The following is a 20,926-nucleotide window of genomic DNA, read 5'->3' as shown; positions in this document are numbered from 1 at the left end:
GGGCTCAGCGTCGCACGGGGTCAGCCGCCCCCGCGGAGGGCGTCCAGGTCGGCCTTGACGGTGTCGACGGGGATCGCGAACCCGAGGCCGACGCTGCCCGCGGCACCCATGCCCGCGCCGCCGGTGGCGCTGGGCGCGTACATGGCGGAGTTGATGCCGATGACCTCGCCGCGCATGTTGATCAGCGCGCCGCCGGAGTTGCCGGGGTTGAGGGAGGCGTCGGTCTGGATCGCCTTGTACGTGGTCTTCGACGCGCCGGTGTCGCCGTTGAACCGCTGCCCGCCGAACTCGAACGGCCACCCCTGGCCGGAGTCGTACCACTGCCCGCCCTGCCCGCCGCCGGCGCTGTCGTCGTCCTTGGCGACGGTCACGTCGCGGTCGAGGGCGGAGACGATGCCACTGGTGACGGTGCCGGTGAGGCCCTCGGGGGAGCCGATGGCGACGACCTGCTCGCCGACCCGGACCGAGCCGGAGTCGCCGAGGACGGCGGGCTTGAGGCCCTTGGCGCCGCGCAGCTTCAGCAGCGCGAGGTCCTTGTCGGGATCGGTGCCGACGACGTCGGCGGTGTGGGTGCGGCCGTCGCTGAGCCGGACGGTGACCTCGGAGGCGCCGGAGACGACGTGGTTGTTGGTGACGACCTCCCCGTCGGCCGTGATGATCACGCCGGAGCCGGTGGACGAGCCGGCCGTCCCTGCCGCCCGGATCTCCACGATGCTGGGGGAGACGGCCCGCGCGACCCCCGCGACGGTGCCGGCGTCCGACTGCGAGACGGCCGTGCCGGCCACGGCGGTGGAGCCACCGCCGGTCGCGTCGCCGCCCACGAGGTCCTGGGCGAGCGCCCCCGCCCCGCCGCCGACGGCGGCCGCCACGATCGCCACGGCGGCGATCAGCCCCACCGGCCGCCGCGCGCGCCGGCGGCGCGGCGCGGGGCCGGGCGCGGGGGGTCCGGGGGGTGCGGGCGGCGGGGTGGTGCCGTCGGCGGGCGGCTGTCCACCGCCCGGCCACACGGTGACCCCGGGCCCGGCCATGACCGGCCGGGCCGGCTCGGGCGGGGGCTGCGGGGGCGGCGGGGGGACCCGGTCGTGGAACCCGGCGTACTGCTGCGGTCCGTCGTCGCCCTGGAGGTGGCCGTCACTGCGGCGGTCGTGGTCCGTCATGGATACGACTGTGGCGCCGGCGGATGAGAGCTTCCTGAGGGCGCCGTGAGAGTCCCGGAAGAAGTCGTGGACGGCCCTCGACGACGGGCGCCGGGGCGGCGCCTGCCGGGGGCGTCGGTCGGAGCGTCGGCGAGCGGGCGTCGGCCGGCGGCCGGGGTGGTGCCGCGCCGGCGCCCGAGCGTCGCGCCGCGGCCGGACGGCAGGGCCGTGACGGGTGGCCGGGCCGGCGTGGCCGGGTGGGCCGTGGCTGGTGGGCGGGCCGCGGGCGGGCGCTCGGCCCGTGTCCGTGTCCGGGTCCCTGGCCGGCCGTGTCCGTGCCCCTGGCCGGCCGGGGCCGTGGCCGGGTGGGCCGGGGACGTACGGCTGATGCGTCCGCGTCCGCGGCGGGCGCCGTCGCCGGTGCTGCCGGGGGCGGACGGTCAGGCGTCGTCGCAGCCGCAGCTGCGGCGGACCACCAGTGCGGAGGGGAACTGCTTCACGCGCTCGCGCCGCGACCCGGCGACCCTCAGCCCGTCGTCCAGGACCAAGTCCACCGCGGCGCGGGCCATGGCCGGCCGGTCGGACGAGATCGTGGTCAGGGGCGGGTCGGTCAGGGCGGCTTCCTTGACGTCGTCGAAGCCCGCCACCGCCAGGTCGCGCGGTACGTCGAGCCGCAGCTCGCGCGCGGCGCGCAGGACGCCGATCGCCTGGTCGTCCGTGGAGCAGAAGATCGCCGGGGGCCGGTCGGGACCCGACAGGATCTTCAGGGCGACCTGGTAGGCGTCGTAGCGGTTGTACGGGGCCTGGAAGAGGCGGCCCTCGACCGAGCGGCCCGCCTCCAGCATGGCGCGGCGCCAGCCCTCCTCGTGGTCGGCCACCGGGTCGCCGACGGCGGGCGTCGACTCGACGCCGCCGAGGCAGGCGACGTACGCGTGGCCGTGCTCCAGCAGGTGGCGGGTGGCGAGCTGCGCGCCGCCGATGTCGTCCGTGACCACCGCGACGTCGTCGAGGGCCTCGGGCCGCTCGTGCAGCAGCACCACGCGCGCGTCCCACGCCTCGATCTCCTGGGCGGCCCGCTCGCTCATGCCCTGGCTGACGAGGATGAGCCCCGCCACCCGCATGCCGAGGAAGGCGCGCAGGTAGTGGATCTCCCGCTCGTCTCGGTAGTCGGAGTTGCCGACGAGGACCATCTTCCCGCGGTCCGCGGCGGCCCGCTCGACCGCGTGCGCCATCTCCGCGAAGAACGGCTGCCGGGCGTCGGGGACGATCATGCCTATGAGATCCGTGCGCCGCGAGGCCATGGCCTGCGCGACGCGGTCGGGCCGGTAGCCCAGCTCCTTGATGGCGGCGAGGACACGCTCGCGCGTGGCCGGGGCGACCGGCCGGGGTCCGTTGTTGATGACGTAGCTCACGACCGCGGTGGAAGTACCCGCCAGTCGCGCCACGTCGTCCCGCGTCACCTTGGCCACGCGCGGCAGTCTACGCGGGGTGACCTACCTCCGGGCAGGTCGGACGGCTGCTTCCGCCGCCGGCTCCGTGTCCGCCATCCGGATGACCTCCGGCGCCGCCCGTTCGGCGTCGTCACCGGCGCGCGTGGCGGCCCTCGCCTCCTCCGCCGCGCGCTCCACCTTCTCGGGCGCGACGAAGCGGTAGCCGACGTTGCGGACGGTGCCGATCAGGGACTCGTGCTCGGGGCCCAGCTTGGCGCGCAGCCGCCGGACGTGGACGTCGACCGTCCGCGTACCGCCGAAGTAGTCGTACCCCCAGACCTCCTGGAGGAGCTGGGCGCGGGTGAAGACCCGGCCCGGGTGCTGCGCGAGGTACTTGAGCAGCTCGAACTCCTTGAAGGTCAGGTCCAGGACCCGGCCCTTCAGCTTCGCGCTGTACGTCGCCTCGTCGACCGACAGGTCGCCGTTGCGGATCTCCATGGGGGAGTCGTCCGCCGTGATCTGCTGGCGGCCCGTCGCCAGCCGCAGCCGTGCCTCGACCTCCGCGGGCCCCGCGGTGTCGAGCAGGACGTCGTCGACGCCCCAGTCGGCGGTGACGGCGGCCAGGCCGCCCTCGGTGACCACCAGCAGCAGCGGGCAGCCGGGGCCGGTGGAGCGCAGGAGCTGGCACAGCGACCGCACCTGCGGCAGGTCGCGGCGGCCGTCGACGAGGATGACGTCGGCTCCGGGGGTGTCGACGAGGGCGGGACCCTCGGCGGGCGCCACCCGCACGTTGTGCAGCAGCAGCCCGAGTGCCGGAAGCACCTCGGTCGACGGCTGCAGGGCGTTCGTCAGGAGCAGCAGTGAACTCATCGCGTCCCACCTTCAAGCTCTCGGCTGCGCTCCAGCAGGGGGGATCCCCATGGCCGGGTCGTCGTCCTGCTCGTCGTCGTCCGGTCGTGCACGATCAGCTCGCCCATAACGTCGGTTCCTCCTCGGTCCGTGCGAGGACGTTTGCGGCACTGCTTCGTACGGCTTCGTACGCCGGCTCCCGCGCCCCTGAGAGCCTTTGTTCACCCACCCGTAACACCGGCGGGAAAACACAAAAGGATCCGGGGGCTGCTTCGCCCGGATCCTCTGCCAGCCAGAATAGCCCACATGAGCTCCGGGACAGAGGGCGCGTTCCACAGTGTGGATGTCTCCTCGCTCACTCGCCGCCCTCTGGGTGAAACCTTGCGTATGTCTTTGCGGACTCCTGACGGAGTCCGCCTGGAGGCCCGGCACGACCCCTGCGCGGCCGGGCGGACGGACACCGCGGTGGTCGTCGCGCACGGTTTCACCGGCTCCGTGGACCGGCCCGCGGTGCGCCGCGCCGCCATCGCGCTGGCCCGGCACGCGGGGGTCGTGACCTTCTCCTTCCGCGGCCACGGCCGCTCCGGCGGGCGCTCCACGGTCGGCGACCGCGAGGTGCTCGACGTGGCGGCGGCCGTGGAGTGGGCGCGGGGGGCCGGGTACGCGCGCGTGGCGACGGTCGGCTTCTCGCTGGGCGGCTCCGTGGTGCTCCGGCACGCCGCCCTGTACGGATCGGAGCACGGGGGGCGCACGGAGGCGCGCACCGACGCCGTCGCCGCCGTCAGCGCTCCCGCGCGCTGGTACTACCGGGGGACCGCCCCCATGCGGCGGGTGCACTGGCTGATCACTCACCCCGCCGGGCGGCTGGTCGGCCGGTACGGGTTGCGCACCCGCATCCACGACCGCGACTGGGACCCGGTGCCGCTCCCGCCCGTCGGGGCGGTGCCACTGATCGCGCCGACGCCGCTGCTGGTCGTGCACGGGGACCGGGACCCGTACTTCCCCGTCGACCACCCGCTCGCGCTGGCCGCTGCGGCGGGCGGCGCGGCCGAGCTGTGGCTGGAGCCGGGCATGGGGCACGCCGAGAACGCGGCCGGCGACGCGCTGCTGGACCGGATCGGCCGGTGGCTGACGTCATCGGCGGCGGCGGGTCGTGGGGTGTCGGCGGGGTCCGCGGCGGCGGTGGGGCCCGGGGAACCGGCGGGGTCCGGGGAACCGGCGGGGTCCGCGGTGGCGGGGCCCGGGGATGCGGTGGGGCCTGCGGCGGTGGGGCCCGGGGAACCGGCGGCGCCTGCGGGCGGGCCTCCGGCGTGGCCCATCATGGAAGCCTGACGAAAGGAGCCCTCCTATGGCAGCGGGAACCATCCGCTACTGGGCCGCGGCCAAGTCCGCCGCCGGGACCGCCGAGGAACCGTACGCCGCGGAGACCCTCGCGGAGGCGCTGGACGCCGCCCGGGAACGCCACCCGGGGGAGCTGGTCCGGGTACTGCAGCGGTGCTCGTTCCTGGTGGACGGCGACCCCGTGGGCAAGCGGGGCCATGAGACGGTACGGCTGGCCGAGGGCGGCACGGTCGAGGTGCTCCCGCCGTTCGCAGGAGGGTGAACCGCACAGCATGAGCAGCGATCCGCAGTACCCGCACGACCCGTACGCCGACCCGGAGGTCGCCCAGACCTGGCAGGGGCAGACCTGGGACACCCACTACCAGCCGGCGGTCCAGCCCGACGACCCCCAGCCGCCGCGGCCGCAGCAGCACCACCGGCAGGCGCCCCGGCACCGGGCGCCCCAGCAGCACCAGGCGCAGCCGCAGCAGCCGTACCAGCCGCACCAGGACGCGGCCCCGTACTCACAGCACCAGGACGCCGCCCCGTACCAGCAACAGGCCCAGCCGCAGCCTCATCAGCCCCAGCAGCACCACGGGGCGCCCGGGTACCGACAGCCGCCGCAGCAGCAGGCCGCCGACGCGACGGCGTACCTGCCGCGGCAGGGTTCCGGCGCGTACCCCCTGCCGCCGCAGGCACCGGCGTCGACGGGGGCCGCCGGGTACGACGCGCCGACGGCCTACCTCCCGCCGGTCGCCGACGGCCCCGAGCCGTACGGCCGGGCCGCCCGGGCGCAGGCGCAGCCGGGACAGCAGAGCCAGGCGCAGTCGCAGGGGCAGTGGCACGGGCAGGAGCGGTACGGGCACGCGCCGGCGGAGGCGTACGCCCCCGAGCCCTCGGCCGCCGGCGCCCCCGGCGCGCACGACCCGTACGTCGCCCACGACCCGTACGCGGCGCACGACCCGTACGGGCGGCCGGAGGGGCCGGAGGCCCCCGAGCCCACCGCCCCGGAGCCCGCGCCCGGCCCGACCCCGGCCCCCGGGTCCGCCACCCCGGCGGCCCCCGCGTCCGCCACCCCGGCGGGTGGCGCCGTCGGCGCCCCGGCCGACGGCCCCGGGTACGGCTCCCCCACCACCTTGGGCAACGCCCGCGTCACCGACGCCCAGCGCGCCCGCGCGGAGGGCCGGTCGCCGATCATCGACCCGGGCGTCCAGCCCGCCGGGCTGACCGCGTTGCTCGGCCTGCTGCTCGCCGGCGGCGCCGCGCTCGGCCCGTACGCGGCGCTGGTCCCGTTGGTGCTGCTCCAGGCGGTCACCGCCGCGGGCTGGTTCCGGCTCAACGGCATGTGGCCCGCACGGCAGGGGATCGCGCTCGCCTTCCTCGGCGGTCTCGTCGCGGACGCCGCGCTGCTCACGACGGGCCGCGAGCACGGCCCCGCCGCGATCCTCGGCACCCTCGCCGTCTGGGTCCTCCTGGTCCTCGTCCTCCAGCTGCGCAGCCACGCGGCCCCCGAGGAGCGCGTGTACGGGCTGATGGCGACGGTCGTGTCGTCGGCGCTGGCCGTGGTGTGCGCGGGCTTCCTCGCGGCCGAGCCGGACGCGGTCGTCGTGGGCGCCCTCGCGGTCGCCGCCGCGACGGTGGCCCGTGCCCTCCCGCTGCCCGGCCCCGTCTCGCTCGCCGTCGCCCTGCTGGCGGGCGCGGGCGCGGGGCTCGCCGCGGGCGCCGCGACCGGCGCGGGACCGCAGGCCGCTGTGCTGGGCCTCGCCGCCGGGGCGTGCGCGGTGATCGGACTGCGGGTGGCGGCGTACGACTACCCGTCGCGGTTCGTGCACATGACGGCGGGCGTCGCCCTGCCGCTCGCGCTGGCCGCCCCGGCCGTCTACCTGCTGGGCCGCACGCTGGTGTGACCCGCGCGCCGGGTGCGGCCGCCCGCACCCGGCGCCGTCCCACCCCCGCCCGACCCGGCCCCGTCCGACCCCCGCCCGACCCGGCCCCCGTCGGAGCGCGTCCGGCCCGCGCCGGGCCCGCACCCCGGCGCCGCGGTGTGGCCCGCGCGGTGTGACCTGGCCCCATCCCGGGAAGCCGCGCCTGTGGCGTGCACGACGTCGACACGCCCCAGGGAACCAATGGGTAACCCCGTACGTCGATCATTTGCGTCGTCGGGGGCCGGGCACCAAGAGGCGGGGGAGACACCGAGCCATGCGAGCACTGCGAAAACTCCTGATCATCGCCGTCGTCCTCGGCGGGCTCCTCGTCGTGGGCGACCGGCTGGCGGCCGGCGTGGCCGAGAGGGAGGCCGCGGGGAGGATTCAGGCCAATCAGGGCCTCTCGACGGAGCCGGACGTCTCGATCGGCGGCTTCCCGTTCCTGACGCAGCTCCTCGCGAAGAAGTTCGACCGGGTCGACGTCGCCCTGACCGGCCTGGAGGTGACCGCGGGTGACCGTCGGGTACGGGTCGGCGAGCTCCAGGCCGAGCTGCACGACGTCCGCCTGGAGGGCGACTACTCCCGGGCCGTCGCCGCCACGGCCACCGGCACCGCCCGCATCTCGTACGACGAGCTGCGCAAGACCTCCGACAGCGACGTCACGCTCGCCTACGGCGGCGACGGCAAGATCAAGGTCACCGGCAGCGTCGAGTTCCTGGGGCAGACGGTGACCCGCAGCGTGCTGTCCACCGTCAGCGTCGTGGACGGCGACACCCTCCGGGTGCGGGCGGACGAGGTGCCCGGCGAGGGCCTCCCCGGCATCGAGGAACTGATCCGTCAGCGTACGGACTTCGACCGCCCGGTCAGCGGTTTCCCGGCCGGTCTCGCCATAGAGAAGGTCGAGGCGGCGCCGGACGGGCTCGCCGTCACCGTCGGCGGCCGGGACGTCGTCCTGACGGGCTGACCGCCCCGGGCGTCGCCCGGCGGCGCGGGGTGGGGCGGGGCATGGCAGGGCGTGATGAGGCGTGGCGGCTCGGGACGGCCGAACGCCCCCGTTCCCACATGGCGAGACGGCTGCGTCCGCACCGTAGACCGACGGTGGGAACGGCCCCGTCGCGACGTGCCCGGACGCGGGTCCGAAGCCCCTGTCGTCCCGGAATGCGGATGATCCCGTCTCACCATGCGACACGCCGGTGACACGAACGCCGCTCCGTCCCTACGATCGGTGCCATGACGAAGCGACAGGCGGACCTCACGAAGCGGCGGGCAGTAGACCTGTGCCGCGTCGCCGCCATGCTCTGTCGCACCGTCTGAGCGGGGTCCGCAGACCCCGCACGTTTCGGCCCTTCCCGCTCGGGGGGCCTTCCCCGTGCCGCGGCCGCCCCGCACCCTCGTACGCGTAGAGCGCTCGGCGCGACCTTCCGCACCCGCATCCCGCCGCAGACTGCCCCGGAGGAGAACTCAGCATGAGCCGCAGCGACGTCCTGGTAGACGCCGACTGGGTCGAGGCCCACATCGACGACCCGAAGGTGGTCCTCGTCGAGGTCGACGAGGACACGTCGGCCTACGACAAGAACCACATCAAGAACGCCGTCCGCATCGACTGGAAGCGGGACCTCCAGGACCCGGTGCGCCGCGACTTCGTCGACCAGGAGGGCTTCGAGAAGCTCCTCTCCGCGAAGGGCATCGCCAACGACGACACCGTCGTCCTCTACGGCGGCAACAACAACTGGTTCGCCTCGTACGCCTACTGGTACTTCAAGCTCTACGGCCACGAGAGCGTCAAGCTCCTCGACGGCGGCCGCAAGAAGTGGGAGCTCGACTCCCGCGACCTGGTCGACGGCTCCGAGGTCCCCAGCCGCCCGGCCACCGAGTACAAGGCCAAGGCCCAGGACACCTCCATCCGCGCCTTCCGCGACGACGTCGTGGCCGCGATCGGCAGCCTCAACCTGGTCGACGTGCGCTCCCCCGACGAGTTCAGCGGCAAGCTGCTCGCCCCGGCGCACCTCCCGCAGGAGCAGTCGCAGCGCCCCGGCCACGTCCCGAGCGCCCGCAACATCCCGTGGTCCAAGAACGCCAACGACGACGGCACCTTCAAGTCCGACGAGGAGCTCCGCGCGCTGTACGCCGAGGAGCAGGTCGACCTGGCGAAGGACACCATCGCGTACTGCCGCATCGGCGAGCGCTCGGCCCTGACCTGGTTCGTCCTGCACGAGCTGCTCGACCAGGGGAACGTCAAGAACTACGACGGCTCCTGGACCGAGTACGGCTCCCTCGTCGGCGTGCCGATCGAGCTCGGCCCCGCCAAGTAACCCCCGCCCGACCTGCGACGCGAAGGACAGAAACGACATGTGTGGAGCACAGGCCGGCGGCCCCGACGCCTCTGCGATCAAGCCCGGTGAGACCACCATCCAGGGCCAGGTGACCCGCGACGGCGAGCCCGTGACCGGCTACGTCCGGCTGCTGGACTCGACCGGCGAGTTCACCGCCGAGGTCCCCACCTCCGCGACCGGCCAGTTCCGGTTCTACGCGGCGGAGGGCACCTGGACCGTCCGCGCCCTGGTGCCGGGCGCCACGGCGGACCGCAAGGTCGCCGTCCGGACCGGTGGCCTCGCCGAGGTCGCCATCGCCGTCTGACACACGGCACGACGAACGGCCGCAGGGCCGCGCCTCCTGGGGGTTGGACGCTTTCCGGGACTTGAGGTGCGGCCCTGCGGTCTTACCCTGGAAGGGTGTACGCACGCCGCCGGCGCACCTACTTCGCGCTGATGGGCACGTGCCTGGCCCTCTTCGTCAGCGCCTGGTCCTTCGTGCGCCTCTGGTCCACCGAGGCCGCCGTCGGGATGGCCTTCGCGGCCATGGTCCTGCCGCCGCTCGCCGCCATCGCGGCGAACCGCCGGGACCCCGACGACCACTGGTGGGACGAGCCGCCCCCGAACCGCCCGCCTCCCGCCGACCGCTCGCCCGCGGACCCCGCCGACCGGACGCCCGCCGACCGGACGGGCGCCGAGCGGACGGGCGCCGGCCTCGTGGACCCCGGCCGGGTGGGCCCGGACCGGGTGGGCCCGGGCGGCGACCCGGAGTCCGACGCCTGGTGGGCGGAGCTGGACGGCAGGAGCCGGCCCGAACCGTAGCCGGGCCGGCCCCGCCCGCCTCAGTAGACGAGGGCCTGGACCCCGTCCTCCATGATCTCGCTGAGGAAAACCTGCGCGCCCGCGATGCGCACGCCCTCGATCAGGTCCCCCTCCGTGATCTCCCTGCGCGCCGCGCACTGCGTGCACAGGGTGATCCGGCCGGCCGCCTGGACCGACCCGATCAGGTCGGGCAGCGGCGCGGCGTGCGGCAGCTCGAACTCCGCCGCCCGACCGGGCAGCGCGAACCACGAGGACTCACCGGTCAGCCACAGGGACACCTCGACCCCGCTGGCCGCGGCGACCGCCGCCACGGTGAACGCCTGCGAACACCGCTCGGGCGCGTCGGCCCCGGCGGTCACCTTGATCACGAGCTTCTTCGCCATGGTCCGAACTGTAGTGGGCCCGGTCCCGCCGAGCCGGGTGGCCGCCCGGGCCGGGTCGGCGGCGCGGGCGGCTCACCTCACACGGAGGGCGGCGGGTCCACCCATTAGGCTGGGACCCGGCCCCCATACCGCCCACCGCCACCGAGGAGCACCCCGTGCTTGAGGCTTTCTTCTCCGCCCTGCTGGTCCTGGTCTGCGTCGGCGTCCTCGCCTTCGCCGGGCTGACCGTGAAGAAGCTGTACCAGGGCCAGCGCTGACCACCCGCACCCGCACAGATCGCCAGAGCAGCCAGACACCATGATCCAGATCCCGTCCGACCTGCACCCGGACCTCGTCCCCCTCGCGTTCCTCCTCGGCACGTGGGAGGGCGCGGGCGTCTCCGACTTCCCCGGCTCCGAGAAGTGCAACTTCGGCCAGTCGGTGACCTTCTCCCACGACGGCCGTGACTTCATCGAGTACGTCTCCCACTCCTGGGTCCTGGACGCCGAGGGCAACAAGGTCCGCCCGCTGGAGAGCGAGAGCGGCTACTGGCGGATCGACGCGGGCCGCAAGGTCGAGGTCGTCATGGTCCGCGACCAGGGCATCGTCGAGGTGTGGTACGGCGAGCTCGCCGACAAGAAGCCGCAGATCGACATCGTGACCGACGCCGTCGCCCGCACCGCGGCCTCCGGCCCGTACAGCGGCGGCAAGCGGCTGTACGGCTACGTCAAGAGCGACCTCATGTGGGTCGGCGAGAAGGCCACCCCCGAGGTGCCGCTGCGCCCCTACATGTCGGCGCACCTGAAGAAGGTCGTCACGCCCGAGGAGGTCGAGGCCATGGCGAAGAGCCTGGGCGACCTGCCGGACGACGGCATCGCGTTCTTCAAGTAGGCCCGGGAACGCCGGTCGGTGCTCCTACACTGGAGCGCGTGGTGAGCACCGACTGGAAGAGCGACCTCCGGCAGCGTGGCTACCGGCTGACGCCGCAGCGCCAGCTCGTCCTGGAGGCGGTGGACGTGCTGGGCCACGCCACGCCCGACGACATCCTCACGCAGGTCCGCAAGACCGCGGCGGGGATCAACGTCTCCACCGTCTACCGGACCCTGGAGCTCCTGGAGGAACTGGGCCTCGTCAGCCACGCCCACCTCGGCCCCGGCGCCCCCACCTACCACCTCGCCGACCGCCACCACCACCTCCACCTCGTCTGCCGGGACTGCGACGACGTCATCGAGGCCGACGTGTCGGTGGCCGCCGAGTTCACCCGCAAGCTCCTCGACACCTTCGGCTTCGACACCGACATGAAGCACTTCGCGATCTACGGGCGCTGCGGTGCCTGTACGGAGGAGGCGCGGGAGAAGTCCGGGGCGAAGGGGGCGGACACGAAGGGGGCCGACGCCAAGGCGGCTCAGGTGGAGGGGGCGCACGCGCGGGCGCAGGGGGAGGCGCCTGGGAAGGCGGCGGCGGAGGAGTCGAACAGCGGGTCGTAGGCTGGACGTCATGCAGCGACGTACACCGACCAGCCCCCTGCTGTCCCTGCCCGGCGCCGTCCCCGCCGAGGGGCGGGACGAAGGTGTCGCCGCGCACTACGGCGATCCGTTCCGCGAGCAGCGCGCCCTCGTCGCCGGCCGCGGGTTCGTCGACCTCTCCCACCGGGGCGTCATCACCGTCAGCGGCGACGACCGGCTGAGCTGGTTGCACCTGCTCCTCACCCAGCACGTCAGCGAACTGCCGCCCGGCCGCGCCGCCGACGCGCTGATCCTCTCCGCGAACGGCCACATCGAACACGCGCTGTACCTCGTCGACGACGGCACGACGGTCTGGGCACACGTCGAGCCCGGCACGCGCGAGGCGCTCCTCGCCTATCTGGAGTCGATGCGGTTCTTCTACCGCGTCGAGGTCGCCGACCGCACCGACGCCTACGCGGTGGTGCACCTGCCCGCCGGGTCGATCGCCCCGGTGCCCGACGGCGTCGTCGTACGGGAGACCCCGCACGGCCGTGAGCTGTTCCTGCCCCGCGGCGACCTGGAGGCGTACGCCGGGGAGCACGGGCCGCCGGCCGGGACGCTCGCCCACGAGGCGCTGCGCGTCGAGGCGCACCGCCCGCGCCTCGGCCACGAGACGGACCACCGCACCATCCCGCACGAGATCGGTCTCATCGGGTCGGCCGTCCACCTCCAGAAGGGCTGCTACCGCGGGCAGGAGACCGTCGCGCGCGTCCACAACCTGGGGAAGCCGCCGCGGCGCCTGGTCTTCCTGCACCTGGACGGCAGCGAGGTGCACCTCCCGGCGCACGGCACGCCCGTCCGGCTCGCCGCGGACGGCCCCGAGGGCCGGCAGCTGGGCTTCGTCACGACGGCGGTCCGCCACTACGAGCTGGGTCCGATCGCCCTGGCCCTGGTCAAGCGCAACGTGCCCGTGGACGCGCCGCTCATCGTGGGCACCACGGCCGCCGCTCAGGAGCCGGTCGTCGAGCCGTAAGCCGGTGTCGGTGTCGGTGGAGGTGCCGCTGTCGGTGGGCGGTGTCGGTGTCGGTGGGTGGGGCGGGGCCGCGATGGGTCACCTCCTCGCGGTCGGCGGCCTCGGGTACCGCGGAGGTGGACCCGCTGTCGCCGCCGACCCCTGCGGGGGCGACCCACCACGGCCCCGCCACTCGCCGTGGGCGGCTCAGACGTCGACGACCAGCGTGAACGGGCCGTGGTTCGTGAGCGAGACCCGCATCTCCGCACCGAACCGGCCCGTCGCCACGGTCGCGCCCAGCTCCCGCAGCCGTGCCACCACCTCGTCCACGAGGGGCTCGGCCACCTCCCCGGGAGCCGCCGCGTTCCAGGTGGGGCGGCGGCCCTTGCGGGCGTCCCCGTAGAGGGTGAACTGCGAAATCACCAACAAGGGTGCATTCACGTCGGAGCAGGACTTCTCGCCGTCCAACATGCGGACGCTCCACAGTTTGCGCGCCAGCTGCGCCGCCTTCTCCGGGGTGTCGTCGTGCGTGACGCCGACGAGGACGCACAGCCCCTCACCGGTCAGCTCGCCCACCGTCTCGCCCGCGACCTCGACCCTCGCCCCGTCGACCCTCTGTACCACTGCTCGCATGCGCCCCAACTTACCGAGGGCCGAACGGGTGCAGAGCACCTGCACTTCCCATGCGGGAGTGGCACCATGCCTGTCAGGCGGTGCGGCTGACGCGCCGGTCGAGGGGACGGAACACATGAGCACACCTGGCGCCGGGCAGACACCCGGCCCCGCACGGACCACCTGTGCCGGTTCGGGCTTCGACCGGTCCCGCCCGCCGATACAGCGCACCCCCGCCGAGCCGCCCACCGCCGGTACGGCCCGGGCCGTCGGCGCCCTCGCCGCCCTCGACGCCGTCCCGCACCCCGAGTACGCCCACGCGCTCGACCTGCGGGCGCTGCGGCTGGAGGAAGTGCGCGCGCTGCGCCGTGACTCGCACACCGACGAGGCCGACCTCAGTTACGTGCGGCGGCTGTTGCAGGGGCGCGTCGACATCCTCCGCGCCGAGCTGGCGAGCCGGGCCGTGCCGGAGGGGCCGGTGGTGCACCGGCTGCCGGAGATCCTCGCCGACGCGCCCTCACGGCGTCGGCCCAACTCCGCGCGGTACCTCACGCTGTCCACGCCGCGCGGCGAGGAGTACCGGCTGCTGGCCGCGGAGATGCTCGCCGAGGTCGAGCTGTCGGACCTGGACGCCCGTACCGACGAGGAGCTGCGCGAGGCCATGGCGCGGCTCGCGCGGTACGAGCAGGAGGTCTCGCGGCGCCGGCACGAACTCCAGCGCACCGCCGACGAGTGCAGCGCCGAGATCGCCCGCCGCTACCGCGACGGCGAGGCCCAGGTCGACGACCTGCTGTCCTGAACCGGGGGGTGTTGACCGGTTCTCGGGTCCGTCGGTCGGGATCCGGGTGCCCGTCGGACGGTCCCTCTCGGCCGGGGTGCCTGTCGGGGGTCCGGCCGTGGGCGGCGTGCCGTGCCGTGGAAACCGGATGCGTCGCCGTCGTTCCGCTGTCTAGCGTGGCGCCATGACCTCCGACGCCGCCGCCCCCGTGGTCCGCACGCTCACCGAGGACGACTTCCCCGACTGGCTCCGCGCCCTGCACACCGGTTTCCTGCGGCCGCCGACCCCCTCCGCCGAGGAGGTCGCCATCCGGCTTCCGTACCAGGACTTCGCCCGTACGCGCGGGGCGTTCGACCCGGACACCGGGCGGTGCGTGGCGACGTTCCGGTCCTTCGCGCAGGAGGTGACGGCGGTCGGCGGCGCCGCGGTCCCGGCGAGCGCCGTGTCGGCCGTGACGGTCTCGCCCACGCACCGGCGCCGCGGCCTGCTGGGCCGGATGATGCGGGCCGAGCTGGCGGAGTCCCGGGAGCGGGGTGACGTGCTGGCGACGCTCATCGCCGCCGAGTATCCGATCTACGGCCGGTTCGGCTTCGGTCCGGCCTCCTGGCTCACGCACTGGCGCGTCGACCTGCGCCGCGCGGGCCTGGACCCGCGCTGGTCCGGGCCGGAGGACGGCGGGCGCATCGACCTCGTCGACGGCGCGACCGTCCGCAAGCTGGGCCCGGAGCTGTACGACCGCGTCCGGGCCGTGCGGCACGGCATGGTCAGCCGCAGCGCGCGCGACTGGCAGCGGCGCACCGGTGAGGACGTGCCGGCGAGCGACCGGTGGACGGAACCGTTCCACGCGACGTACCGCTCGGCCTCCGGCGAGCTGGAGGGGTACGTGGCCTACGCCGCCGACGAGACGTGGGACGACGGCAAGCAGCCGATGAACACCGCCACCGTGCGGGACCTGGTCGCCCTGACGCCGGCGGCCGAGCGCGCCCTGTGGCGGTACGTCTGCGCGATCGACTGGGTGACGCTCGTCGACAGCGGCCACCGCGCCCCCGACGACCTGCTGCCGCTGCTGCTGCCGGACCCGCGGGCCGCCCGCGTCGTCACCCACGCCGACATGATGTGGGTGCGGATCCTCGACGTCGTGCGGGCCCTGGAGGCGCGTACGTACGCGACGGAGGGCTCGCTGGTGCTCGACGTGCGGGACGCGGACGGCCTGACCGGGGGCCGCTTCCTGCTGGACGCGTCACGGGACGGCGCCTCCTGCACGCCGACCGCCACGCGGGCCGACCTGGCCCTGGACGTCGCGGACCTGGGCGCGCTGTACCTGGGCGACGAGTCGGTGACGCGGCTCGCGGCGCTGGGGCGGGTGGAGGAGGCGACGACGGGCGCGGCCGCCCGCGCGGACGTCCTCTTCCGGGCCTCCCGCCGCGCTTGGTGCCCCGACATCTTCTGAGGGGGGTGCGCGGTCGCGCCGTGGCTGGTGGTCAGCGCGTGCGGGCTCGGAAGAGGGTCGCCGCCAGTGCCGGTGCCAGCAGCAGCAGCCCGGCGCACCAGGCCAGCGCGGTCCACGGGGCGTCGCCGACGGGCTGGTCGAGGAGGAGCCCCCGCAGGGACTCGATGACCGGGGTGACCGGCTGGTGCTCGGCGAAGCCGTGGAGCCAGCCCGGCATCGTGTCGATCGGTACGAACGCGCTGCTCGGGTAGGGCAGGAACATCATCAGGAAGGTGAAGCCGCCGGCCGCCTCCGGCGAGCGCGCCAGCAGCCCGGCCGCCGCCGACAACCACGACACCGCCAGCACGAACGCGAACAGCAGCCCGAGGGCGGCGGCCCAGGCGGCGGGTCCGGCCTGCGGGCGGAAGCCGATCAGGTACGCGACGCCGAGGACGAGGGCCGTCGACAGGACGTTGCGGGCGACGCTCGCGCCGACGTGCCCGGCGAGGATCGCGGTCGGGCCCACGTCGAGCGAGCGGAACCGGTCGACGATGCCGGCCCGCATGTCCTCACTGACGCGCACGGCGGTCGTGGAGGCGCCGAAGCCGGCGCACAGCAGCAGCACGCCGGGGACGACGTAGGTGACGTACGAGGTAGGCGTCCCGGTGTCGATGGCGCCGCCGAAGAAGTAGACGAAGATCAGCATCAGCATCACCGGCAGCACCATCGCGGTGAGGAGCGCGTCCGGGTTGCGGCGGTTCTGGCGGACGCCGCGGGCGACGAGGGTGAGGGCGGCGTCAGGCACGGGTGTTCTCCCGGTGGTCGGTGGTGGGGGTGGTCGGTCCGGCGTCCGTGGTGGGGCGGGTGGCGGTCAGGGCCAGGAACACGTCGTCGAGCGTGGCGCTGTGGAGCGTGAAGCGGGCGATGTCCGACCGGTGCGGGTCGAGGGTGTCGAGCAGGGTCCGTACGTGCGCGGCCGTGCCGTCGGTGGCGATGCCCAGGGTGAGCGTGTCGGGGGTGCGGCGCACCGCGTGCGGGGCGAGCCGCGCGTAGGCGGCCGCGTCGGTGGCGACGACGTCCAGGCGGTGGCCGGCGACCCGTGCCTTGAGGGCGTCCGCGGTGCCCTCGGCGACGACGCGGCCCCCGTCCAGTACGGCGACGGTGTCGGCCAGCTGGTCGGCTTCCTCCAGGTACTGGGTGGTGAGGAGCACCGCCGCCCCGCGCGCGGACAGGTCGCGCACCACCTGCCACAACTCCTGGCGGCTGCGCGGGTCGAGGCCCGTCGTCGGCTCGTCGAGGAAGACGACGTCCGGTTCGCCGACCAGCCCGGCGGCGAGGTCCAGACGGCGGCGCATGCCGCCGGAGTAGGTGCGGGCGGGGCGGTCGGCCGCGTCGGCCAGCGCGAAGCGGTCGAGCAGTTCGGTGGCGCGGCGGCGGGCGTCCCGGCGGGACAGGCCGGAGAGCCGGGCCATCATGCGGAGGTTCTCCGCCCCGGTCTGGTCGTCGTCGACGGCGGCGAACTGGCCGGTGAGGCTGATCGCCCGCCGTACCCGGGAGCGCTCGGCGACCACGTCGTACCCGGCGACGCGGGCCCGGCCGCCGTCGGGGGCGGTGAGCGTGGCGAGGACGCGCACGGCGGTCGTCTTGCCGGCGCCGTTGGGGCCGAGGAGCGCGAAGACGGCCCCGCGCGGGACGTGGAGGTCGAGGCCGTCGAGGACCGGGACGTGTCGGTACGACTTGCGGAGGCCGGTGGCCTCGATGGCGGCGGTGCCGGGCATGGCGATCCCCTTACTGCGTATGGCATACGCGTTACTGCGTAAGCCTTACGCATTACTAGGATGGGCGTCAAGCGTCCTGCTCGCGCCGGGCGGTGAGGTGGCCCGGGCGCGGGTGGTACGGGTGGTTCGGCTGGAGGGTGGCACCGGTGGAGGACAGTGGCGGTACGGGGCTCACGCCCGGCCTGGAGGCCGCCTGGGGGCTGCGTGAACGCCCCTCGAAGGGGCCGAGGCCGGGGCTGAGCGTGCACGCGATCGTCGACACGGCGGTGGCGGTGGCCGCGTCCGAAGGGCTGTCCGCGGTGTCCATGGGCCGGGTCGCCAAGGAGCTCGGCGTCTCCACGATGTCCCTGTACCGGTACGTCGGCGCCAAGGACGAGCTGTACGTGCTGATGCAGGACGCCGCCGTCGGCGCCCCGCCGCCCCCGCCCCCGCCGGGCACCGGCTGGCGCGAGGGGCTGACCCGCTGGGCGTGGGCGCAGCGTGCGGTGTTCCGGCGGAACCTCTGGCTCCTGCGCGTCCCGATCTCCGGGCCTCCGGCCACGCCCAACTCGGTGGCCTGGTGGGAAGCGGGCATGGAGGCGCTCGCGGGGACGGCGCTGGACGAGGGCGCCAAGATCTCCGTGGTGCTGCTGGTCGGCGGGTTCGTCCGCAGCGAGGCGGGCATGACGGCCGACCTCGGTGCCGCGATGGCCGCGACCGGCGAGACGCCCGAGCAGGTCATGGCCCGGTACGGCCGCACCCTGCGGCGTCTCGCGGACCCGGAGCGGTACCCGCGGGTGGCGCGGGCGCTGGACTCGGGGGTCCTGGACCAGCCGGACGACCCGGACCACGAGTTCCGCTTCGGGTTGGAACGGCTGCTGGACGGCGTCCGGATCCTGCTGGAGCGCTCCGATGGCTGAGCCGATCGTGCGCACCCCCGCCGGCGACGGGCCCGGGCTGCGGGAGCGGAAGAAGCGGCAGACGTACCGGACCCTCTCCGACACGGCGATCGCGCTCTTCCTGGAGCGCGGCTTCGACCGGGTGTCGGTCGCCGAGGTCGCCGCGGCGGCGGAGGTGTCGAAGCCGACGCTGTTCCGGTACTTCCCCACCAAGGAGGACCTGGTCGTGCACCGGTTCGCCGACCACCGCGACGAGGCGGCCCGGGTGGTCGCCGGGCGTCCCGCGGGCGTCGGGCCGCTCACGGCGCTGCACCGGCACTTCCTCGACGGGCTCGACCGCCGCGACCCCGTCACCGGGCTCAGCGACGAACCGTCGGTCCTCGCCTTCCATCGGCTGCTGTACGGGACGCCGAGCCTGCTCGCCCGGCTCCACGGGCACCAGGCCGCCGCCGAGGGCGCGCTGGCCGAGGCGCTCGGCGGGGGCGTCGGCGCCCGCCTGGCGGCGGGGCAGGTCGTCGCGGTGCTGCGGGTGCTCGCGGAGGACAACTGGCGGCGCGTCGACGCCGGCGAGAGCGCGGACGCGGTGCTGCCGGACGCGGTCGCGGCGGCGGAGGTGGCCTTCCGGCAGCTGATCGGAGGGCTCGGTGACGAGCCGGGTGGGGAGGGGTGGCGGCGGTAGTCGGCGCGTCGCCCAAGATTTGTTACTCGGTTAGAAAAGTTACTCGGTTGCGTTATTCTCGGGGGAATGACGCCACTCGACCATGACCTGACCCGGGAACGGGCCTTCCACGACACCTGCCGGGCCGCGCTGGAGCGCATGGTCGGGGCGGCCGAGGAACGCGTCGTGACCGGTGAGGACGTCGCCGCGTCCGGCGCGGACGCCGAGGCCCTCGGGTACCACCTGCGCAGCCACGCCAAGGCGCTGCGCGAGGAGGAGCCCGGGCCCCTCTTCTTCGGCCGCCTCGACCACTCCGACGGCCGCCACCACCACATCGGCCGCCGCCGCATCAGCACCCACCCCGCCGAACCACCGCTCGTCGTCGACTGGCGGGCGCCCGTGGCCCGCGCGTTCTACCAGGCGCGGCCCGACGACCCCCAGGGCGTACGGGTCCGACGCCGCTTCGGATGGGCGCCCCACAGCCGGGGCGACGCGGCCGACCTCACCGGCCTGGAGGACGAACACCTCGACGCGCCCCCCACCGCCGAGCCGACCGGAACCGGTGCGTCACCGGGCCCCGGCGCGTACGGCGACACGTCCCGCGGGCTGCTCGCCGCCGAGATCGAGCGGCCCCGCGTCGGGCCCATGCGCGACATCGCCGCCACCATCCAGCCCGAGCAGGACGACCTCGTCCGCGCCCCGCTCGGCACGTCCCTCTGCGTGCAGGGCGCGCCCGGTACCGGAAAGACCGCCGTCGGCCTGCACCGCGCCGCCTACCTCCTCTACACGCATCCGCGCCGCGTCGACCGCGGCGGGCTGCTGATCCTCGGCCCCAACCGGGCGTTCCTCGCGTACGTCGCCGAGGTCCTCCCCGCGCTCGGCGAACGGGACGTGCGCCAGACCACCGTCGAGGAGGAGGTCGCCCGCGCGGTCGGCCACGAGCCGCGCGCCGAGGACACCGCGGCGGCGGCGCTGGTGAAGCACGACGCCCGCATGGCCGGCGTCCTGCGAAGGGCCCTCTACGCGCGCGTGGCCGCCCCCACCGGCGAACTGGTCCTCCCGGACGGCGCCTACCGGTGGCGCGTCCCGGTGGACGAACTCGCCGCGGCCGTCGAGCGGGTACGGACCGACGCCCCGCCCTACGCGGTCGGCCGCGAACGGGTGCGCCACCGCTTCGTACGCGCCCTGCGGGACCGTGCCGAGCGGCGGGCGGGACCGGTGGGCGCGGCCTGGGAACGGCGCGTCGCGCGGGCGCGGCCGGTGTCGCGGCTGGTGGACGCCTGCTGGCCGAAGGTCACCCCCGAGCAGGTGCTCGCCGAGGTGCTGGCCGACCCCCGCGACGAGGCCCTCAGCCCCGCCGAACGCGCCGCGCTCCGCCTGCCCCGGCCCTCGCGCTCGTACCGGTCGGCCCGCTGGACCGCGGCCGACCTGCTCCTCCTCGACGAGCTGGCCGCGCTGCTCGAACGGCCCGCCGGATACGGCCACATCGTCGTCGACGAGGCCCAGGACCTGTCCCCGATGCAGTGCCGGGCCGTCGCGCGCCGCACCGCCGCCTCCGGGTCCCTGACCGTGCTCGGCGACCTCGCCCAGGGCACCACCCCCTGGGCCGCCCGGGACTGGCGGGAACACCTCGCGCACCTGGGCCGCCCGGACGCGCGGATCACCGCGCTGACGGCTGGCTACCGGGTGCCGGGCGCGGTGGTCGACCTGGCCAACCGGCTGCTCGGCACCCTCGACGTCGACGTACCGCCCGCCCGGTCCGTGCGGCGGGACGGCGAGGTGACCGTCCGCCGGGTGCACCGGCTGGAGGCGGCGGTGGTCGACGCCGTACGGGCGGCGCTCGGCCGTGACGGCTCGGTCGGCGTCATCACCCCGGACGCCGCGTACGAGGAGCTGCGCGGCGCCCTCACGGCGGCGGGTGTCGCGACCAGCCACCCCGGGGACGTCACCGCAGGCACCCCGCGCGTCACGGTGCTGCCGGCGGGCCTCGCGAAGGGCCTGGAGTACGACCACGTGGTCCTCGCCGAGCCCGCCGCCGTGGTCGAGGCCGAGGCGCGCGGCGCACACCGCCTGTACGTCGCCCTCACCCGCGCCGTCTCCCGGCTGGAGGTGCTCCACACCCGGCCGCTCCCACGGGAGTTGGCGGACGCGGCCGGGGTGGGGTGAGCCGGGGGGACGGT

The 20,926-nt window shown here is 75.0% G+C and carries 22 protein-coding genes and 1 pseudogene; 16 read left to right on the top strand and 7 right to left on the bottom strand.

Annotated features, from left to right (window positions below; translation table 11 throughout):
• Window positions 1-20: 20 nt before the first annotated feature.
• The 3 genes from NRO40_RS13800 to NRO40_RS13790 all read right to left on the bottom strand — a co-directional run bounded on the left by NRO40_RS13800 (window position 21) and on the right by NRO40_RS13790 (window position 3,436).
• Complete coding sequence (locus tag NRO40_RS13800) at window positions 21-1,157, bottom strand: S1C family serine protease (RefSeq protein WP_408057002.1); 1,137 nt, start codon at window positions 1,155-1,157, stop codon at window positions 21-23.
• A 419-nt stretch (window positions 1,158-1,576) separates the two neighbouring features.
• Window positions 1,577-2,605: a LacI family DNA-binding transcriptional regulator gene (locus NRO40_RS13795; RefSeq protein WP_058943017.1), complete on the bottom strand. Its 1,029-nt coding sequence runs from the start codon at window positions 2,603-2,605 to the stop codon at window positions 1,577-1,579.
• A gap of 24 nt (window positions 2,606-2,629) precedes the next feature.
• Complete coding sequence (locus tag NRO40_RS13790) at window positions 2,630-3,436, bottom strand: winged helix-turn-helix transcriptional regulator (RefSeq protein WP_058943016.1); 807 nt, start codon at window positions 3,434-3,436, stop codon at window positions 2,630-2,632.
• Between the two features lie 285 nt (window positions 3,437-3,721).
• On the opposite strand from NRO40_RS13790, the pseudogene NRO40_RS13785 reads away from it, so the two are divergent.
• From NRO40_RS13785 to NRO40_RS13755, 8 genes and pseudogenes are all read left to right on the top strand, one after another.
• Window positions 3,722-4,555: pseudogene (locus NRO40_RS13785) on the top strand (alpha/beta hydrolase); the annotation flags it as partial.
• Window positions 4,556-4,763: 208 nt separating this feature from the next.
• Complete coding sequence (locus tag NRO40_RS13780; RefSeq protein WP_058943015.1) at window positions 4,764-5,018, top strand: MoaD/ThiS family protein; 255 nt, start codon at window positions 4,764-4,766, stop codon at window positions 5,016-5,018.
• Between the two features lie 10 nt (window positions 5,019-5,028).
• Window positions 5,029-6,642, top strand: a complete 1,614-nt coding sequence (locus tag NRO40_RS13775) for a hypothetical protein (RefSeq protein WP_079047188.1) — start codon at window positions 5,029-5,031, stop codon at window positions 6,640-6,642.
• Window positions 6,643-6,934: 292 nt separating this feature from the next.
• Window positions 6,935-7,624, top strand: coding sequence for an LmeA family phospholipid-binding protein (locus NRO40_RS13770; RefSeq protein WP_058943014.1), 690 nt, complete (start codon window positions 6,935-6,937; stop codon window positions 7,622-7,624).
• Window positions 7,625-7,890: 266 nt separating this feature from the next.
• Complete coding sequence (locus NRO40_RS30785) at window positions 7,891-7,974, top strand: putative leader peptide (protein WP_368857873.1); 84 nt, start codon at window positions 7,891-7,893, stop codon at window positions 7,972-7,974.
• 152 nt (window positions 7,975-8,126) lie between these two features.
• Entirely contained in the window at window positions 8,127-8,972 is an 846-nt protein-coding gene (locus NRO40_RS13765) for a sulfurtransferase (protein ID WP_058943013.1), read from the top strand.
• A gap of 37 nt (window positions 8,973-9,009) precedes the next feature.
• The gene (locus tag NRO40_RS13760) at window positions 9,010-9,297 is read left to right on the top strand and encodes a DUF1416 domain-containing protein (protein ID WP_058943012.1); all 288 of its coding nucleotides are present in this window, start codon (window positions 9,010-9,012) and stop codon (window positions 9,295-9,297) included.
• Window positions 9,298-9,392: 95 nt separating this feature from the next.
• Window positions 9,393-9,794, top strand: coding sequence for a DUF3099 domain-containing protein (locus NRO40_RS13755; protein ID WP_058943011.1), 402 nt, complete (start codon window positions 9,393-9,395; stop codon window positions 9,792-9,794).
• Between the two features lie 20 nt (window positions 9,795-9,814).
• Here the strand turns inward: NRO40_RS13755 and NRO40_RS13750 are convergent, their stop codons facing one another.
• Complete coding sequence (locus NRO40_RS13750; protein WP_058943010.1) at window positions 9,815-10,177, bottom strand: DsrE family protein; 363 nt, start codon at window positions 10,175-10,177, stop codon at window positions 9,815-9,817.
• Between the two features lie 297 nt (window positions 10,178-10,474).
• Here NRO40_RS13750 and NRO40_RS13745 point away from each other — a divergent pair, with 297 nt between their 5' ends.
• The 3 genes from NRO40_RS13745 to ygfZ are packed head-to-tail and all read left to right on the top strand — an operon-like array spanning window position 10,475 to window position 12,634.
• The gene (locus tag NRO40_RS13745; RefSeq protein ID WP_058943009.1) at window positions 10,475-11,047 is read left to right on the top strand and encodes an FABP family protein; all 573 of its coding nucleotides are present in this window, start codon (window positions 10,475-10,477) and stop codon (window positions 11,045-11,047) included.
• Window positions 11,048-11,085: 38 nt separating this feature from the next.
• Window positions 11,086-11,643: a Fur family transcriptional regulator gene (locus NRO40_RS13740; RefSeq protein WP_058943008.1), complete on the top strand. Its 558-nt coding sequence runs from the start codon at window positions 11,086-11,088 to the stop codon at window positions 11,641-11,643.
• 10 nt (window positions 11,644-11,653) lie between these two features.
• Complete coding sequence (gene ygfZ / locus NRO40_RS13735) at window positions 11,654-12,634, top strand: CAF17-like 4Fe-4S cluster assembly/insertion protein YgfZ (protein WP_058943007.1); 981 nt, start codon at window positions 11,654-11,656, stop codon at window positions 12,632-12,634.
• A gap of 186 nt (window positions 12,635-12,820) precedes the next feature.
• On the opposite strand, the gene dtd is transcribed toward ygfZ, so the two are convergent.
• Window positions 12,821-13,246 (bottom strand): D-aminoacyl-tRNA deacylase, encoded by a 426-nt coding sequence (gene dtd / locus NRO40_RS13730; RefSeq protein ID WP_058943048.1) that lies wholly within the window; start codon window positions 13,244-13,246, stop codon window positions 12,821-12,823.
• Window positions 13,247-13,361: 115 nt separating this feature from the next.
• Between dtd and NRO40_RS13725 the strand changes: the two genes are divergently transcribed.
• Window positions 13,362-14,024: an RsiG family protein gene (locus NRO40_RS13725; protein ID WP_058943006.1), complete on the top strand. Its 663-nt coding sequence runs from the start codon at window positions 13,362-13,364 to the stop codon at window positions 14,022-14,024.
• Between the two features lie 163 nt (window positions 14,025-14,187).
• A complete protein-coding gene (locus NRO40_RS13720) occupies window positions 14,188-15,453 on the top strand; it encodes a GNAT family N-acetyltransferase (protein WP_058943005.1) in 1,266 nt (421 codons plus the stop codon).
• Window positions 15,454-15,484: 31 nt separating this feature from the next.
• On the opposite strand, the gene NRO40_RS13715 is transcribed toward NRO40_RS13720, so the two are convergent.
• Together NRO40_RS13715 and NRO40_RS13710 are read right to left on the bottom strand one after the other, a co-directional pair.
• The gene (locus NRO40_RS13715) at window positions 15,485-16,237 is read right to left on the bottom strand and encodes an ABC transporter permease (protein ID WP_058943004.1); all 753 of its coding nucleotides are present in this window, start codon (window positions 16,235-16,237) and stop codon (window positions 15,485-15,487) included.
• The gene (locus tag NRO40_RS13710) at window positions 16,230-17,210 is read right to left on the bottom strand and encodes an ATP-binding cassette domain-containing protein (protein WP_058943003.1); all 981 of its coding nucleotides are present in this window, start codon (window positions 17,208-17,210) and stop codon (window positions 16,230-16,232) included. The genes NRO40_RS13715 and NRO40_RS13710 overlap by 8 nt, the downstream gene beginning before the upstream one ends.
• 137 nt (window positions 17,211-17,347) lie before the next feature.
• Between NRO40_RS13710 and NRO40_RS13705 the strand changes: the two genes are divergently transcribed.
• From NRO40_RS13705 to NRO40_RS13695, 3 genes are all read left to right on the top strand, one after another.
• Window positions 17,348-18,109, top strand: a complete 762-nt coding sequence (locus NRO40_RS13705) for a TetR/AcrR family transcriptional regulator (RefSeq protein ID WP_058943002.1) — start codon at window positions 17,348-17,350, stop codon at window positions 18,107-18,109.
• Entirely contained in the window at window positions 18,102-18,767 is a 666-nt protein-coding gene (locus NRO40_RS13700; protein WP_107115127.1) for a TetR family transcriptional regulator, read from the top strand. The genes NRO40_RS13705 and NRO40_RS13700 overlap by 8 nt, the downstream gene beginning before the upstream one ends.
• Before the next feature lie 66 nt (window positions 18,768-18,833).
• Window positions 18,834-20,912 carry a HelD family protein gene (locus NRO40_RS13695; RefSeq protein ID WP_058943001.1) on the top strand — a complete coding sequence of 693 codons (2,079 nt, stop codon included), beginning with the start codon at window positions 18,834-18,836 and terminating at the stop codon, window positions 20,910-20,912.
• Window positions 20,913-20,926 lie beyond the last annotated feature (14 nt).

The sequence above is a fragment of the Streptomyces changanensis genome (assembly GCF_024600715.1).
GTDB lineage: Bacteria > Actinomycetota > Actinomycetes > Streptomycetales > Streptomycetaceae > Streptomyces > Streptomyces changanensis.
This window is presented reverse-complemented; position numbering and strand designations above follow the sequence as displayed.

Bases quoted from the DNA above. Each gene is read 5' to 3' on its own strand.
- NRO40_RS13800 (WP_408057002.1), bottom strand. From the start codon at position 1,157: ATGACGGACCACGACCGCCGCAGTGACGGCCACCTCCAGGGCGACGAC.
- NRO40_RS13790 (WP_058943016.1), bottom strand. From the start codon at position 3,436: ATGAGTTCACTGCTGCTCCTGACGAACGCCCTGCAGCCGTCGACCGAG.
- NRO40_RS13780 (WP_058943015.1), top strand. From the start codon at position 4,764: ATGGCAGCGGGAACCATCCGCTACTGGGCCGCGGCCAAGTCCGCCGCC.
- NRO40_RS13775 (WP_079047188.1), top strand. From the start codon at position 5,029: ATGAGCAGCGATCCGCAGTACCCGCACGACCCGTACGCCGACCCGGAG.
- NRO40_RS13770 (WP_058943014.1), top strand. From the start codon at position 6,935: ATGCGAGCACTGCGAAAACTCCTGATCATCGCCGTCGTCCTCGGCGGG.
- NRO40_RS30785 (WP_368857873.1), top strand. From the start codon at position 7,891: ATGACGAAGCGACAGGCGGACCTCACGAAGCGGCGGGCAGTAGACCTG.
- NRO40_RS13765 (WP_058943013.1), top strand. From the start codon at position 8,127: ATGAGCCGCAGCGACGTCCTGGTAGACGCCGACTGGGTCGAGGCCCAC.
- NRO40_RS13760 (WP_058943012.1), top strand. From the start codon at position 9,010: ATGTGTGGAGCACAGGCCGGCGGCCCCGACGCCTCTGCGATCAAGCCC.
- NRO40_RS13750 (WP_058943010.1), bottom strand. From the start codon at position 10,177: ATGGCGAAGAAGCTCGTGATCAAGGTGACCGCCGGGGCCGACGCGCCC.
- NRO40_RS13745 (WP_058943009.1), top strand. From the start codon at position 10,475: ATGATCCAGATCCCGTCCGACCTGCACCCGGACCTCGTCCCCCTCGCG.
- ygfZ (WP_058943007.1), top strand. From the start codon at position 11,654: ATGCAGCGACGTACACCGACCAGCCCCCTGCTGTCCCTGCCCGGCGCC.
- dtd (WP_058943048.1), bottom strand. From the start codon at position 13,246: ATGCGAGCAGTGGTACAGAGGGTCGACGGGGCGAGGGTCGAGGTCGCG.
- NRO40_RS13725 (WP_058943006.1), top strand. From the start codon at position 13,362: ATGAGCACACCTGGCGCCGGGCAGACACCCGGCCCCGCACGGACCACC.
- NRO40_RS13720 (WP_058943005.1), top strand. From the start codon at position 14,188: ATGACCTCCGACGCCGCCGCCCCCGTGGTCCGCACGCTCACCGAGGAC.
- NRO40_RS13710 (WP_058943003.1), bottom strand. From the start codon at position 17,210: ATGCCCGGCACCGCCGCCATCGAGGCCACCGGCCTCCGCAAGTCGTAC.
- NRO40_RS13700 (WP_107115127.1), top strand. From the start codon at position 18,102: ATGGCTGAGCCGATCGTGCGCACCCCCGCCGGCGACGGGCCCGGGCTG.
- NRO40_RS13695 (WP_058943001.1), top strand. From the start codon at position 18,834: ATGACGCCACTCGACCATGACCTGACCCGGGAACGGGCCTTCCACGAC.